Origin of the sequence: Paenibacillus sp. LHD-117 (assembly GCF_030929555.1) — a bacterium.
Classification (GTDB): Bacteria; Bacillota; Bacilli; order Paenibacillales; family Paenibacillaceae; genus Pristimantibacillus.
On record NZ_JAVFVT010000029.1, the window covers coordinates 77,546 to 91,251 of the forward strand.

Genomic DNA, 13,706 nt, shown 5'->3' on the forward strand with positions numbered 1-13,706 from the left:
TGAAGTTGGTTGTAAACCGTGTTACTCTAACAGCGGTAATCTCAAGATATATGGTTTGCCATACATCTAATAATAGCCATTATTTTAGCGATAAAGAAAGGTAATACTATGATAAAAGTCGATAACTTATCCTTCTCGTTCCCGCAAAAAGAACTATATAACAACATTTCATTTACGTTAGAAGAAGCACAACATTGCGCTTTTATTGGAACAAGCGGCAGTGGGAAAAGCACGTTAATCGATATATTGATGGACCCGGAGAGATATCTTTATGATGGAAAATTAGAGATGGACCCCGATTGCACGATTGGATACGTAAGTCAGTTCTCGGAACTAGACAACGCTAACGAAACAACCGTTTTTGAATATTTAGGAGAACCATTTATAAAGCTTCAAAATGAAATTCAATCGATTTGCACGGAAATGGAAACCTCAACAGATATAGAACCTTTACTGGAAAAGTATCAATTCGCTTTAGACGCATTGGATGCCATTGGTGGGGATGATTTTGAAAGCAACATTCATAAGCAGCTAAATTCAGCAAACCTAATGAAACGAAGAGATAGTAAGGTAGCCGACCTGAGCGGCGGGGAATTCAAACTTATTCAAGTGATGAAGGAAATGTTTAATCGTCCCGACGTCATGATTATGGACGAACCGGATGTATTCCTAGACTTCGAAAACCTAAACGCTCTTAAAAAACTTATTAATTCGTACAAAGGCATACTGCTGGTTGTTACGCACAACCGATATCTATTGAATCATTGTTTCAACAAAATTATACACCTTGAAAATACGGAGATCCAAGAGTTCGATGGGCGATATATCGAGTATAACTTCGCATTGCTTCAGACAAAAGTTGAGCTGCAGGAACTCGCAGTCGCTGAACAAGAAGAGATGGAGAGAAACGATACGATCATCAACAATCTTAGAGTGATCGCAACGTATAATTCGAACGCTTCACGAGGGAGAGCGTTAAAAGCTAGAGTCAGATTTCAAGAAAGACTGGAAGCGCGTCGAATTAAAGCGCCATTCGTTGAAATTAAACAGCCGAATATCAGCTTTGGCATGGATAATGAAGGGGAAGACGTTATTGTTTTAAGCGTCCACCATTATAGCGTTGGCTTTGATGAGCTGCTGCTGGACAATGTTAATTTTGAGATAAAATCTACGGATAAAGTAGCTATTATCGGTGCCAACGGTACCGGGAAAACGACCTTGCTTCGAGATATTTTCCAAAATAATCATGCTTCCATTAAAATCAATGCTGATGCTAAAGTGGCTTACTTATCTCAGTCTCAAGGCGAAATGCTAAAGGACGCTAATACAATACTGGAAGAATTCATCGATGCAGGGTTTAAAACTTACGATGAGATCGGATCGTATCTGTCTAACTACGGCTTTGAAGGAGAAATCCTTGGTCAGAGGATAGAATCTCTATCCGGCGGAGAAAAAAATTTACTTCAACTAGCCAAGGTTTCGGCCAGCAAAGCAAACGTATTGCTTCTTGACGAACCAACAAGCCATTTGGACACCTATGCACAACTCGCGCTGGAGAAAGCCATTGAGCAATATAAAGGCTCGATTCTTATGATTTCCCATGACTTCTATTCGGTTGTGAATGGTATGGATTATGTATTGATTATTGACGAGAAGACGATTACAAAAATGTCGTTGCCGGAGTTTAGAGGGATGATTTATGCCAGTCATTTTGATGAAGACTATTTGGAAACGGAGCAACAGAAAAAATCAGTCGAAATGAAAATAGAATGGGCTTTAAAAGAAACGAATTTCGAGCTTGCAAAAGGATTGCTTGATGAGTTGGAAGAGCTGATTAAACGGCTTTAAATGACGAGTTCAGCAATAAAGCATGATGATCGCGGAAAAATATAAATGCAGTAACCCAAACAAACCACTCCAGTCCCGGAAGTGGTTTGTTTGAATTGCCCATTCCCCCAATTATAGGCAGTTTGGTGATACAATAACGGGACAAGATTACGGCGAGTATGGAGGGATGCGCATGGAAAATCATCCGAATCGAAACAAAGAGCAAGAACATGAGAATGACCACCCGTATGGGGACGAGGAGTGGGACTTTGAGTCGGAAGAGGAGGACGACGACGGGGGTTCATCAGCCAACCGACGGAAGTGGATCCGAAATACGATTATATTCCTGCTCGTGGCCGCTCTAGTCGGAAATATATTGGCCTTCTGGCCGCAAATCTACAACATGAAGACGATCCCCCTCTTGTTCGGATCGAAGGAATTATCCAGCCAAGCTGAAATCCAAAGCTATAAAGGAGCGGTTGTTACAGTCAGCACGGACAACGGCAAGGGCACCGGGTTCCACATAGACGGCGGCTACATTGTGACCAACTATCACGTCATCGAAGATAACGGCTATATTATAGTGAAATTCCCGGAGCAAAGTCAGAGTTATAAAGCGGAGCTGTCGGGCAGTGATCCCGATCTGGATATCGCCATACTGAAGGCGGACATCGGGGATCAACGGCTGCCGTTTATTAAAGTCGAGCGAGACGACAAGCCGTGGAAGCCTGATGAACAAATCTATGTGATCGGCAATCCGCTTCAATTCACGCAAATCGCCATCGAAGGCGCTATTATCGGCTTGGTCCCGATTCAAGGACGTCAGACGCCAGTCATGGCTCTTGATGCGCCGGTCTATAACGGCAATAGCGGCTCTCCCGTCATTAACAAGCATGGCAAAGCCATCGCCGTTGTATTCGCCACTGCCGATGTTCAACATCAAGATCAAACGATAGAGGCCGGTTTGGCCGTACCGATTGCCGACATGGAGACCCTGCTGCGAACTTCGCTGCCGCCAGTAGAATAGGAACTTATATATTTTCGACAAATTAAGTTATTGATATATCGCCCCAAGGAAATATTATGAAAAAATGCTTTAATAAAGGAGTTGTGTCAAATGAATAAGAATAAAAGTACAGAAATGAAACGCTCTTCAAAAGCAGAAAACATTCTACCACAGATCAATAGTAAAACGAAGCTAGGCGACTTACGAAAAATCGCGAAGGACATTAAAATAGATCACGAACTAGCTATGGAACTTTGGTCAATCGAAGAGTTTTTGCCCAGACTATTGGCATTCTTAATTATGGACAAAAAACTTCTTTCAGAAGATGTGCTAAATAAGCTTGATAAGGATATGCAGATTCACACATTTGATGAGCGAAATAACTTAATGGATTGGTTAATGGCTAATCAGCTCACCAAAGATAAGAAGACAATTGCATGGATGGAGTCATGGGAAAATAGTCCGTCTGCTCTTCAAAGGCGAGCCTTCTGGTATTATAAAGCGCGATTGAGATGGACTGGACAAACACCGCCTGATAACACCGAAGACTTACTATCTGCAATTGAAGCTAATATTACGCAGGAAGAACCGGAAGTTCAATGGGCTATGAATTTCACCGCAGGCTGGATAGGCGTTTATGATCAAAAGAATCGATCACGTTGCATTAAACTTGGTGAGAAAACGGGTCTTTATAAAGATGAAATGGTATCAAAGAACTGTACTCCCAATTATTTGCCGGAGTTCATTGCGATTGAAGTTAACAAACGAAATAATAATTAGTTACCCCAAGGATCTGAAAGTAAGCTTCCAGATCCTTTTTGCTTAAAGAATTTCGCCTTTAGAATGATATGCTGAACCGAATCACAAATAACGCAAATTTTTTTTTGGGTGAAAAGAATCGAAACGATCTCCCCTAGTCGCAAGCTCCCATAGAACGGGCAGGATAACGTGGGTGATAAATGTAAAGCATGTTTTTTTCAAGCCGGCGGCATCCAATAGAAGGTGTTGACAAACAAATATTTACCAAGTAATTTAGAAGCTAAGTTAAAGGCAATGTAACCGAAGGGTTCAACCTCGCTGTGTTCAGGGGTTGGGCCTTTTTTATTTAACTGGTTGGGCAGCCTGGGAACGGCGTAGGAGAAACGCCAAGGGTACCGAATATCGGGACGGGTCGATTGAGATCAATGTAAAGGGGTTGCGCAGATTCATGCCAGTAAAGGGAGCTAAAGGGGTAAAGTTCGTTTTTATCGCCGAAGATCACGTTCAAAGCGTTTCGGTGGCGGGAACCTTTAATAGCTGGAACCATCAAGCCGATTACATGCAACAAAAGGGAGAGCACTGCTGGGAGCTGGAACGAAGCATTACGAAAGGCAGGCATTTGTATAAGTTTGTAGTTAATGGCGTGGAGTGGATCGTGGATCCGCAAAATCCGAATATATCTGAAGATGGGCAGAATAACTCAGCGATGACTGTTACGGAAAACGGAGAAGTTATCATACGAACAACCGGCATCACCGCATAAAACCCCGGATTTATGTACGAAAACTATTCGGCCCTAGAGAGTCCCGAATGGATCAGAAAAGCGGTCATTTACCAGCTTCACCTCAGGGCATTCCATGAAAACGGCTTTACTGGACTTGCGCAGAAGATCGGTTACTTTAAACAACTTGGAGTGAACGTGCTGTGGATCATGCCTTTTGGGCAGGTCGGACAACAAAAGAGGATTGGTAAATATGGCGATCCTTACGCCGTAAAAGATTATTACTCCATCGATCCATCCTTCGGAACGGCTGAGGAGTTAAAGGCTATGATTAACGAAGCGCATGCCAATGGCATTAGAGTCATCATGGATTGGGTCATGAACCGGGGAAGCGTTGATCATATTTTGACGGAGACGCATCCCGAATATTTTACGCGAAACGAGAACAATGAGGTTTATTATGAGGTTCCGAACAGGGATTATTTTGCGGGGCTCAATTTTGATCATCCTGACCTAAGACGTTATATCAAAAAAGCGATGAACGATTGGCTCACCGAGTTTCATTTCGATGGATTTCGCTTGGATGATTCGGATATTACGCCATTAGATTTTTTAACCGAAATCAGGAATGAACTCCAACAGGACGGACGGGATGTTGTTCTTATTTCACAGGCCTATGACGAGTACCATCATGTGGATTCCTGCGATTTGACTTATGATGGCAGTCTGAGATTAATGATCAAAGATGTGGCGGAGGGAGCTTTATCGCAGAAGGGTGTAATGGAGATTTATAATTCTTATACATACAGCTTTCCGAGAGGTTCGTTAAGAATGAGATGGCTGGAAGAGAAGGAGCTTTCAAGGGTTGCCGAGTATCTTGGGCCACAATTAGCTAAGCCTGCGGCTACCCTATTATTGACCGTTGAGGGCGTTCCTTTCATTATGATGGGGCAGGAATTCAACGAGAGAACGTTTAACACTTGGAAATCATTGTTTGATGAATACCAGTTAGATTGGGCTCAATTTGATCAAGACCTGTTTGATCACTATCGATTTTTAATTCGATTGAGAACGGAACACGCTGCATTTTGGGATGGAGAGCTCACCTTTATCAAGAACAAAGAAGATAAAGTGCTGTCATACATCAGGAAAAGTAAGGAAGAGGAGTTTCTCGTAATTGTAAGCTTCTCAGAGGCCCCGCTTGTTCTCAGGTTTGAGGAGAAGGGTATCGCAGATCGAATCGCCGGAGCGGCTAAACAGGTAGTATACCGTTCCGGGGATTTTAATTCCGGGAATGAGTATCATACGCCTGACTGGCGAATTCAACCGTATGAAAGCCTGATTTATCGGATCCAATAAATTCAGCCAATGGACACGACTCCTCAGGGATACGATTTTAGAGAATTTTTCGAATTGCTTTCGAGGGACTTTAGACTCCTCCTTTAGAATAAGGTTGTAGGCAAGAGAGAGAGACTATACAACCTTAAAGGAGAGAGTGAGATATGAAAAAGAAAAGTAAATTCATCATGATCGGCGCGGCGGTTGGTGCCATGACGTTATTTACGGCGACGGCTTTCGCGTATAGTCCGAACACGGAAGGTTACGATGCGTTCAAAGCGGTGCTTAATGCGAACCATACGTCGGGGGCCGCCCTCGATAGCGCGACGGTCAACGGAAACTTCAGTGTGACGGTTGACGGCCAGACGGTGCTGAAGGCGGACGGCTTGGCGAAGATGGGGGAAGCGGGCGGCGAGCACAACGTCAGCGGAGACCTCGACTTCACGCTGATGGGTGTCGAACGACAAGCCAGCCTATATAGCAGTGGCGACGACAAGGTCTATCTCGTAGACCGGACGCATGATTTGCATTACCAGGTAATCAACTTGGACGAAGAACACGCCGGCGAACAGCGCGATTGGTCGGATAAGGAGGAGTTCCAGGATCGCCCGATGAACAAAGCGGAAGAAGCGCTCCTCGATTTCATGGTCGGCGACCTGAAGGACAACTTCAGCGTGGTGAACCAGGCGGACGGCTCGAAGACGATTACGGTCGACATTAGCAAGGAGGACATTCCGCTCCCGATACGTTTACTCATGGACGCGGCATCGGCTGAGGAACGGGTCGGGCGCGCTCATGCGCCGGAAGCGCATGCGGAGTGGGAGCAACTCAAACAGCTTCCTTTCTTCCAAGGACTTGAGGGAATCGACCTGGAAGCGCAATTGCCGGAGTTGACGGAAGACGTTGCCATTGAACATGTGCGGCTGCAAATGACGGTCGATGCGAATAACGAGGTGCAGGGCGTGCAAGGCGAGCTTGAAGTGAGCGGCAAAGATAAGGCGGGCGTCACCCACCGCGTGGAACTGGAAGGCGCAGGCGACCTTAGCGGCATCAATGCCACGACGCCGGATGCGTATGACCCTGCCGGCAAGTCCGTGGAAATGATCGACGCGGCAAAGCTCGACGACAGCAACTAACATATTCCGCCTCGGGAGGACCACACTTATGTTCGAAGTGAACGATCTGACGAAGGTCTACCCCGGCGGTCGCGGCATCCAAGGGCTGAACCTCACCGTGCATGCCGGTGAGGTTGTCGCCTTATTGGGACCGAACGGCGCCGGGAAGACGACGGCGCTGCAGGCGATGGCCGGCTGGGTCGGGACAGACCGCGGGGAAGCGTGCTGGAACGGAGCCTCGGTCGCCGACCGGCCTGATTTGACGAGGCCGCACATGGGCTTAATGATCGGAGAGCCGTCCCCGTACCTCTATCTCACGGGATATGACTATTTGAGGTGCTACCATAAGCTATACCCGGGTGTCGACGAAGCGCGCATCCGGCAGACGCTGGAGCTCGTGGGCATGACGAAGCACTGGAACCTGAAGATCAAGAAGTACTCCACCGGCATGAAGCAGCGGCTCGAGCTGGCCAGCGTACTGCTCCACCGGCCCAAGCTGCTGCTGCTCGATGAGCCCTTCTCGGGCATGGACATCGAGGGCAGGCGGGAGATTGCGTTGATACTGCGCGGCCTCGTGGCCGACACGGGAATGAGCGTCATCGTGTCGTCGCATCAGGTGCATGACATTGAGGACTGGATCACGCATGCTTGCATCGTTTACGAGGGACGGCATGTCCATACGGCGGGCATTGTGCAGATCCGGGAGTCGTTTACCGGTGTGGAGGATTATTATTTGCATCATCTCGCACAGGAAAGGAGCGGGGCCGTATGATCGCGCAGATGAACTACCTCACCGCAGAGGAGCTGCGCAAGCTGTTCCGCGGAGGCAAGCTGAAGGTTCTGCTGCTGCTCTCCTTCATCATTGGCGTTCTCTTCGTCTTTATCGGAGACCGTCTTGGACTGGGCGACAACCTGCCGCTGACGGCAATCGAGCTGCTGCTCGCGGTCGTGCTCCCTTTTCTCATGGTGGCGCTCGGCAGCGATCTTATGGTCGGCGAATGCAAGGGGATGATCAAGCATGCGCTGAAGCTGCCGATCAGCCGAGAGTTTCTCTTCATGGGGAAATTGTTCGCGGGGTGGGCGGCCGGTACTTTAATCGTCCTATGTATGTTCGTGCCGACATTCATTGGAGGCTTCATTGTTCACGGCGTGCCTGCGGCGTCCACGCTTGGAGCGGGTATGGCGGAGCTTGGCGGCGCGATCCTGTTCAGCGGCTTGTTGCTCGTATTGGCGAACAGCGTATCCCTATGGGTGGGGAGCAGCGGTGTTGGGCTGGTCGTGAGCGTCGTGCTGTGGATGGGGATGAGCGTCGTCGGATTTCTCGAGCCGCAGCTGAATCGATTCTTCGTCACGGACTATGCCGATTGGCTGCAGCCGCTGCTGTACGGGGGGGATGCTGGTATGACCGTTTCGACGTTGCTATTTATGACAGCCTACTATATCATTGGCACTATATTGGGCTTGCTAGCCTTCCAAAGAAAAGAGTTCTGACGTATGTCGATTCGATTGAAACTTATTTTCACGTATTTATTGGGCACATTACTGACGGCGATTATTGTGACGATGACCGGAATCGGACTCGTTACGGCGGTCCTCTCGTATCTCGCAAGCGGTATCGTGAAGGATCAGTCCCCGCATGAAGCGTTCTCTCGCAGCATCGATCTGTTCGTGGACCTGCGCTATGCGGAGCGGTACGCGCCGGAGGAGCTGACCTCCCCCGCGTTCGCGGCCTCCATTGGGGATCGGCTGCAGCCGTTCGGGGGCTTCCTTGTCGTCCGGCAAGGGGAGCGCTGGGAAAGCTACGGCGCGCTTAGCGAAGGGGAAGCGTTCCTGGAGCAGCTGCGGCAGGATGTGGCCACGGCTGGGCCGGACGAAGACGGCATGTTCGTCGTGAGCGCGTGGGAGGAACGCGACTTGCTTTCGGTGGCCTACAATTTCCCTGGGATCGACGATCCTTTGACGTATTATCTGGTCGCCGATATGACGGATGCAGGGTCCAAGACGAACCGATTCGAGCTATTCGTGCTACTCGGCATCGCGATTCTAGTCGGCATTATTCTGCTACCGCTGCTCTGGATTACGACGCGGGATATCGTAAGGCCGCTGCGACAGCTCGAACAGGGCTCCCGGCGCATTGCGGAAGGGGACCTTAACTTCCGTCTGGAATCCAGGGTGCGCAACGAAGTGGGAAGCGTCATCCGCTCGTATGAGAAGATGCGCAGCGAGCTGCAGCGATCGATCGAAGCTCAGCTGGCTTTGGAGGATAACCGCAAGGAGCTGATCTCGAATATTTCGCATGATCTGAAGACGCCGCTGACCTCGATCAAGGGTTATGTGGAGGGGATTCGGGTAGGCATCGCGGACGATCCGGAGAAGCTGAAGAAGTATATCGACGTGATCTATGCGAAGGCGCTCGATATGGACCGGATGATCGACGATCTGTTCCTCTTGTCGAAGCTGGATCTCGAGCAAGAGCGTTTCTACCTGGAGACGGTGCCGTTGGAGCCGTTCTATCGGCAGACGATGAGCGAGCTGCAAATGGAGTGCGAACGCGCGGGCGTGCGGCTGACGGGCGAATATGAGGCGGGGCCGGACGATGTTGTGACGATGGATGTCCAGAAGATGAGGCGCGTCATGCTGAACCTCGTCGGCAACTCGGTGAAATTCATGGATAAGACGGAACCCCATATCCACGTTTACTTCGGGCGGCAGTCGGACGATTGGGTATTCGCGGTTACGGATAACGGACCCGGGATGGGGCCGGCCGAGCTGGAACGGATCTTCGATCGATTCTATCGCGCGGATGCGTTCCGGAATCAGAACGTGGCCGGCTCCGGGTTAGGCCTTGCCATCGTGAAGCAGATTATCGCGAATCATGGCGGAACGATCCATGCGAGAAGCGAACCGGGACAGTCCATGACGGTGATGATTAGCATTCCGATGAAACGGGATAGCATTGATGCGGGGAGAGCGTGAGATGTCGAAGCGGAAAGTGTTAATCGTTGAGGACGATCAAGCGATCGCCGAGCTGGAGCGGGACTTTCTTGAGGTACACGGCTACGAGGTCACCCTCCGGGCAGACGGCCGGCAGGCGCTTGAGGAAGCGCTGGAGCAAGAATACGATCTGATCATTCTGGACGTCATGCTGCCGGGCATGGACGGCTTCGATCTATTGCGACGGATCCGGGAGACTAAGTTTATTCCGGTGCTGATGGTATCCGCCCGCAAGGAGGATATCGACAAGATCCGTGGCCTCGGCTTAGGGGCGGATGATTACGTGACGAAGCCGTTCAGCCCAACGGAGCTTGTGGCTCGGGTAAAGGCGCATCTTGAACGCTATGACCGATTGACCGGTGTCGCGGCAGGCACCGGCCCTTTGCATGCCCGGAAGTCGCGCGAGCTGAACATTCGCGAACTCGCGATCCAGGTCGATGCAAGACGGGTGACGCTGCGCGGGGCCGAGGTTACGATGACGGCAAAAGAATTCGACCTGCTGCTATTCCTCGCGGAAAACCCGGATCGGGTCTATTCCAAGGAGGCGCTGCTGGATAGGGTCTGGGGGATCGACAATTATGGCGATACCGCCACGGTCACGGTCCATGTAGGGAAAATCCGGGACAAGATCCAGAAGGACCCGTCGCAGCACCAGTTTATCGAGACCGTATGGGGCGCGGGATATCGGTTTAAGGTGTGAATGCGCAAGCAGTCCCCGTGATTCGCGGGGTCTGCTTTTTTTGCGCTTAGTCGGTGACCCTTATGTTTTAACCACGGGTACCCAGAATTCACCGTAGAAAGTGCCGTCGCCGTTATCTTTGCGGTAAGTCGCATTTGGACCGCCGATGTAAGCATAGTCAGCGATTTGGGCCAATACTTCGCCGAAAGCACGGTAGGTCAGCTGATCAAACAAAGTTTCCTTGTCGCCATTTCCTGCGACCACGATGTACTCGCTCTCTGGAAACTCGATGATGCGCGTTGCGTCAGCCACTGATTTACGAGCTTCCACCGCAAAATAATTCCACGGTTTGCCTTGATAAACCTCGTTGACTGACCATTCGCGATCGTCTTTTGCGGCGTTTTTGAGCTTATCGAATCGCCCGTCAGCTTTGAGTCCGCCCCAAAACGCTGCTTTTTCCTTCTGCAAAGCCGGCATGTCTTGAAAATTCGACTGAATTGAAAACCCATAAGCGGTCAATACGAATGATTTTTTGTGTTCAAGCGTGTAATCTGCCATGTGGATGCTCCTTTCCCCGAAAGCTTGCCGTTTGTGTTCTCCTAAACATTCAACAAAGTTTAGCCTTCTACCTTTTTTGCTCGAAGCCACATTTCGCCGTAGAATTCACCGTTTTCAGTTGCTTTGACGAATGTTGAGTTACCAGGCCCAATGTATTTGTAGTCCGTGATTTCCTGCAATAGGCCGCCGAAAACTTTGCCTGTGATTTCGTCGGCGAGACGGTCTTTGTCAGCGCCCGTGCCCGGCACGACGAGGTAGTCGCCAGCGAGAAAGTTAAGGACAACCGCGCCTTCCACGTCGAACTCGCCCATCACGCCGAAGCCGCGCCAAGCCTTGCCGTCTATGACGTAGTTGATTTGATATTCTTGCCCGTCAGCGAGCGCCAGTAGTTCGGAAAGCTTGCCGTTTTCAGTGATTTCGGCTTTTTTCGCTGCCGTTTTTGCTGCATTACCTGCCCAGTCGTTAAAGTCTTCAAACGGTACACCGAAAGCCGTCATTTTGTAGTTGTCCGAGATGGTTTTGATGGAATAGTTAGTCATTTGATTCTCTCCTTTGTGAGTTAACTGTTTACAAGTTTGATTCTATTTGCTAAATGTATCAAAAAATGATACTTTTTATTTATGAAGAAAACAGAACGAGTGAACCTGATTATGCGCTACATCAATAACCGCGCGCACTTTACGATTGCCGAGATTCAGCGGGAGTTCAAGATTTCCCGCGCGACGGCGATCCGCGACATTAACGAGATTCAGGCGATGGGTTTTCCGCTGACGAGCGAGCTTGGGCGCGGCGGCGGCTACCATGTCCTGCAAAATCAGTATCTACCCGCCGCGCGCTTCACGCCAGATGAGCTGAAGGCGATGTTTATCAGCTTTATCGCCTCGAAAAATTCGCAGCTGCCTTATCTTCACAATCGCCGCTCAATCACTGAAAAACTCATCGGTATTGCAACGCAAACCCAGCAAGACGAGTTAATCGAGCTGAATAATATCTTGCTTTTTGAGAATACGAATCCTGCCAATCCGAATCTCTTGGAGCTCGACGATGCGGCGCCTGTGGAACTGAATCAGTTGATTTCGCTTGCTGTGCGGGATAAGCATTTGCGCGTGACTTATGAGCTGAGTCCTGGCTGGCCGCAGTTGATGGACGTTTATTTGCTTCATATTTTTAACTCGAACGCTCAGTGGCTGGTCGAGATTTATGATTTCGATACGGATGAGTTTCGCTATTTGCCTGTTGAGATGCTGCGGGATTCAGCGATTTCTGAGCAGAAGATGAAGTTGTCTGAGCAAGAGATTCTAAACAAAAAACGGCTTGGCGCGCGCGAGTCCAATCTTGTCGTGAGGCTTGATACGGCTGGGATTCAGCGCTTTAAGCGTATGCACCCGCCGGGAATTATTTTGGCCTTTACTGGGATGTTTCAGTCGAGCGGGATTTTTCATGTTCAGTTGGATGTGACCGATGTTGAGGCGTTGGCGTATTATGCGGATTGGCTTTTGTTTTTGGGGATAGGGGTCGAGTTTGAGCGGATTCCTGATGAACTACGCGTGATTATGGATGAGCGTCTAGCATCATGGAAAAAACGGATAGGACCGTAAAACATGCAACGAAGCGCAGGGAACAGCCCCGTCTCAGTATCAGGGGGGCTGCACCTTGCTGTCGTTAAAGTTCCTACACCCTGTTTCTTTCCATCCATGCAGCTGCCCAGTCCACCAGCGGCCGTTGCTCCAGAAATCGGACTTCGGCGTTTCCGATTCTATGAATCTTGATATTCATTTCTTTATCATATTCGTCCCCCAAGCGGACAAAATCTCCATCGTCCACAGCCTGGGTTTCGTAAGTCACCCATTTGCGCGTTCCTTCCTCCATAGTTGCGCTACTTTCATGGACAAACTTCTTGGTAGGAAAATTGGCTATGGTTTCAGCCAGGTGCAGCGACGTATTTTTATCATAGCCGACACCTATTAAGAGTACATAACCATTTAGATGATACAATTTATCCAACGGGGAGCTCTTCCCGAAGATGTTGCATAAATCATGGTTTTGCGTTAGATATTCCGCATGCTTGCCTACTGCGGCAATGGACCGTGCCGGGTGATCCGACCTTTTGGCCCCTGGCCACTTGCGGAACATTTCAGCTACGACGCCCATACCGATCGCAGGGGTTATTTCCTTATCGTAGGCTGGCCAGTGTTCGCGAATGATCGGCCACCATTCCGTAGGTTCTTCCCAGTGGACTCCCGTTGAAGGATCAAGATTCTTCCATGTCTGGGACGGCATCATCAAGGTCCCTTCTTCACCAATAATTTCAAGAAGGGACCGGATTAAGGTTTCGGGCCCGCCTACAACAAAACCCAACTTGCTTAAAGAAGTATGTACGAATATGTGTTGACCTTCTCTTAGTCCGCAGTTTTTAAATGCATGGATTAGATCTTCTTTCGTTAAGATGGCTCTTGTTTCTTTTGGTTCAGTCATGTTTACCTCCGCCTTTCATTAAAATAAGGGGCCGTCTCAAAAGTAGGTCTGCTCACTTGACGAGACAGCTCGCTTGATGAAAATTGGTCAAAAATTCGAAAAGGCGGTGCTAGGGAGGTTATCCCTGCGCCGCCATTTTTGGCTTTTGGCTTATTGTCGCTTTCTTGAGCAAATTGTGGGCGAGTGAAAGCCACCCGACCTCAAGGCTTACCTTCGGCAGGCCTCGAAGCAGAA

14 protein-coding genes are annotated in these 13,706 nt (G+C 49.3%); 11 read left to right on the forward strand and 3 right to left on the reverse strand.

Annotation, left to right across the window (positions count from 1 at the left end; all coding sequences use genetic code 11):
• Positions 1-108: 108 nt before the first annotated feature.
• From RB620_RS21155 to RB620_RS21200, 10 genes are all read left to right on the forward strand, one after another.
• Complete coding sequence (locus tag RB620_RS21155; RefSeq protein ID WP_308097771.1) at positions 109-1,848, forward strand: ABC-F family ATP-binding cassette domain-containing protein; 1,740 nt, start codon at positions 109-111, stop codon at positions 1,846-1,848.
• A gap of 172 nt (positions 1,849-2,020) precedes the next feature.
• On the forward strand, positions 2,021-2,854 hold the full coding sequence (locus RB620_RS21160; protein ID WP_308097773.1) for a S1C family serine protease: 834 nt from the start codon (positions 2,021-2,023) through the stop codon (positions 2,852-2,854).
• A 90-nt stretch (positions 2,855-2,944) separates the two neighbouring features.
• Entirely contained in the window at positions 2,945-3,613 is a 669-nt protein-coding gene (locus RB620_RS21165; protein WP_308097775.1) for a DNA alkylation repair protein, read from the forward strand.
• 427 nt (positions 3,614-4,040) lie between these two features.
• Positions 4,041-4,355: an early set domain-containing protein gene (locus RB620_RS21170; protein ID WP_308097777.1), complete on the forward strand. Its 315-nt coding sequence runs from the start codon at positions 4,041-4,043 to the stop codon at positions 4,353-4,355.
• A gap of 12 nt (positions 4,356-4,367) precedes the next feature.
• Positions 4,368-5,672 carry an alpha-amylase family glycosyl hydrolase gene (locus tag RB620_RS21175; protein WP_308097779.1) on the forward strand — a complete coding sequence of 435 codons (1,305 nt, stop codon included), beginning with the start codon at positions 4,368-4,370 and terminating at the stop codon, positions 5,670-5,672.
• Between the two features lie 143 nt (positions 5,673-5,815).
• Positions 5,816-6,787 (forward strand): hypothetical protein, encoded by a 972-nt coding sequence (locus tag RB620_RS21180; RefSeq protein ID WP_308097782.1) that lies wholly within the window; start codon positions 5,816-5,818, stop codon positions 6,785-6,787.
• Between the two features lie 28 nt (positions 6,788-6,815).
• Positions 6,816-7,538 carry an ABC transporter ATP-binding protein gene (locus RB620_RS21185; protein WP_308097784.1) on the forward strand — a complete coding sequence of 241 codons (723 nt, stop codon included), beginning with the start codon at positions 6,816-6,818 and terminating at the stop codon, positions 7,536-7,538.
• Positions 7,535-8,257, forward strand: a complete 723-nt coding sequence (locus RB620_RS21190) for an ABC transporter permease subunit (RefSeq protein ID WP_308097787.1) — start codon at positions 7,535-7,537, stop codon at positions 8,255-8,257. Before RB620_RS21185 ends, RB620_RS21190 begins: the two co-directional genes overlap by 4 nt.
• 3 nt (positions 8,258-8,260) lie before the next feature.
• Entirely contained in the window at positions 8,261-9,742 is a 1,482-nt protein-coding gene (locus tag RB620_RS21195) for a sensor histidine kinase (RefSeq protein ID WP_308097789.1), read from the forward strand.
• 1 nt (position 9,743) lies between these two features.
• Positions 9,744-10,460 (forward strand): response regulator transcription factor, encoded by a 717-nt coding sequence (locus RB620_RS21200; protein ID WP_308097791.1) that lies wholly within the window; start codon positions 9,744-9,746, stop codon positions 10,458-10,460.
• A 60-nt stretch (positions 10,461-10,520) separates the two neighbouring features.
• Here the strand turns inward: RB620_RS21200 and RB620_RS21205 are convergent, their stop codons facing one another.
• Both RB620_RS21205 and RB620_RS21210 read right to left on the reverse strand, forming a co-directional pair.
• Positions 10,521-10,997, reverse strand: coding sequence for a GyrI-like domain-containing protein (locus RB620_RS21205; RefSeq protein WP_308097793.1), 477 nt, complete (start codon positions 10,995-10,997; stop codon positions 10,521-10,523).
• A 59-nt stretch (positions 10,998-11,056) separates the two neighbouring features.
• Positions 11,057-11,536, reverse strand: coding sequence for a hypothetical protein (locus tag RB620_RS21210; RefSeq protein ID WP_308097795.1), 480 nt, complete (start codon positions 11,534-11,536; stop codon positions 11,057-11,059).
• A gap of 81 nt (positions 11,537-11,617) precedes the next feature.
• Here RB620_RS21210 and RB620_RS21215 point away from each other — a divergent pair, with 81 nt between their 5' ends.
• Positions 11,618-12,595: a helix-turn-helix transcriptional regulator gene (locus RB620_RS21215; RefSeq protein WP_308097797.1), complete on the forward strand. Its 978-nt coding sequence runs from the start codon at positions 11,618-11,620 to the stop codon at positions 12,593-12,595.
• Between the two features lie 73 nt (positions 12,596-12,668).
• On the opposite strand, the gene RB620_RS21220 is transcribed toward RB620_RS21215, so the two are convergent.
• Entirely contained in the window at positions 12,669-13,472 is an 804-nt protein-coding gene (locus RB620_RS21220; RefSeq protein ID WP_308097799.1) for an AAC(3) family N-acetyltransferase, read from the reverse strand.
• Positions 13,473-13,706 lie beyond the last annotated feature (234 nt).

Coding starts and splice junctions, on each gene's coding strand:
- RB620_RS21215 (WP_308097797.1), top strand. CDS start 11,618: ATGAAGAAAACAGAACGAGTGAACCTGATTATGCGCTACATCAATAAC.
- RB620_RS21165 (WP_308097775.1), top strand. CDS start 2,945: ATGAATAAGAATAAAAGTACAGAAATGAAACGCTCTTCAAAAGCAGAA.
- RB620_RS21190 (WP_308097787.1), top strand. CDS start 7,535: ATGATCGCGCAGATGAACTACCTCACCGCAGAGGAGCTGCGCAAGCTG.
- RB620_RS21200 (WP_308097791.1), top strand. CDS start 9,744: ATGTCGAAGCGGAAAGTGTTAATCGTTGAGGACGATCAAGCGATCGCC.
- RB620_RS21205 (WP_308097793.1), bottom strand. CDS start 10,997: ATGGCAGATTACACGCTTGAACACAAAAAATCATTCGTATTGACCGCT.
- RB620_RS21220 (WP_308097799.1), bottom strand. CDS start 13,472: ATGACTGAACCAAAAGAAACAAGAGCCATCTTAACGAAAGAAGATCTA.
- RB620_RS21210 (WP_308097795.1), bottom strand. CDS start 11,536: ATGACTAACTATTCCATCAAAACCATCTCGGACAACTACAAAATGACG.
- RB620_RS21160 (WP_308097773.1), top strand. CDS start 2,021: ATGGAAAATCATCCGAATCGAAACAAAGAGCAAGAACATGAGAATGAC.
- RB620_RS21185 (WP_308097784.1), top strand. CDS start 6,816: ATGTTCGAAGTGAACGATCTGACGAAGGTCTACCCCGGCGGTCGCGGC.
- RB620_RS21180 (WP_308097782.1), top strand. CDS start 5,816: ATGAAAAAGAAAAGTAAATTCATCATGATCGGCGCGGCGGTTGGTGCC.
- RB620_RS21195 (WP_308097789.1), top strand. CDS start 8,261: ATGTCGATTCGATTGAAACTTATTTTCACGTATTTATTGGGCACATTA.
- RB620_RS21170 (WP_308097777.1), top strand. CDS start 4,041: ATGCCAGTAAAGGGAGCTAAAGGGGTAAAGTTCGTTTTTATCGCCGAA.
- RB620_RS21175 (WP_308097779.1), top strand. CDS start 4,368: ATGTACGAAAACTATTCGGCCCTAGAGAGTCCCGAATGGATCAGAAAA.
- RB620_RS21155 (WP_308097771.1), top strand. CDS start 109: ATGATAAAAGTCGATAACTTATCCTTCTCGTTCCCGCAAAAAGAACTA.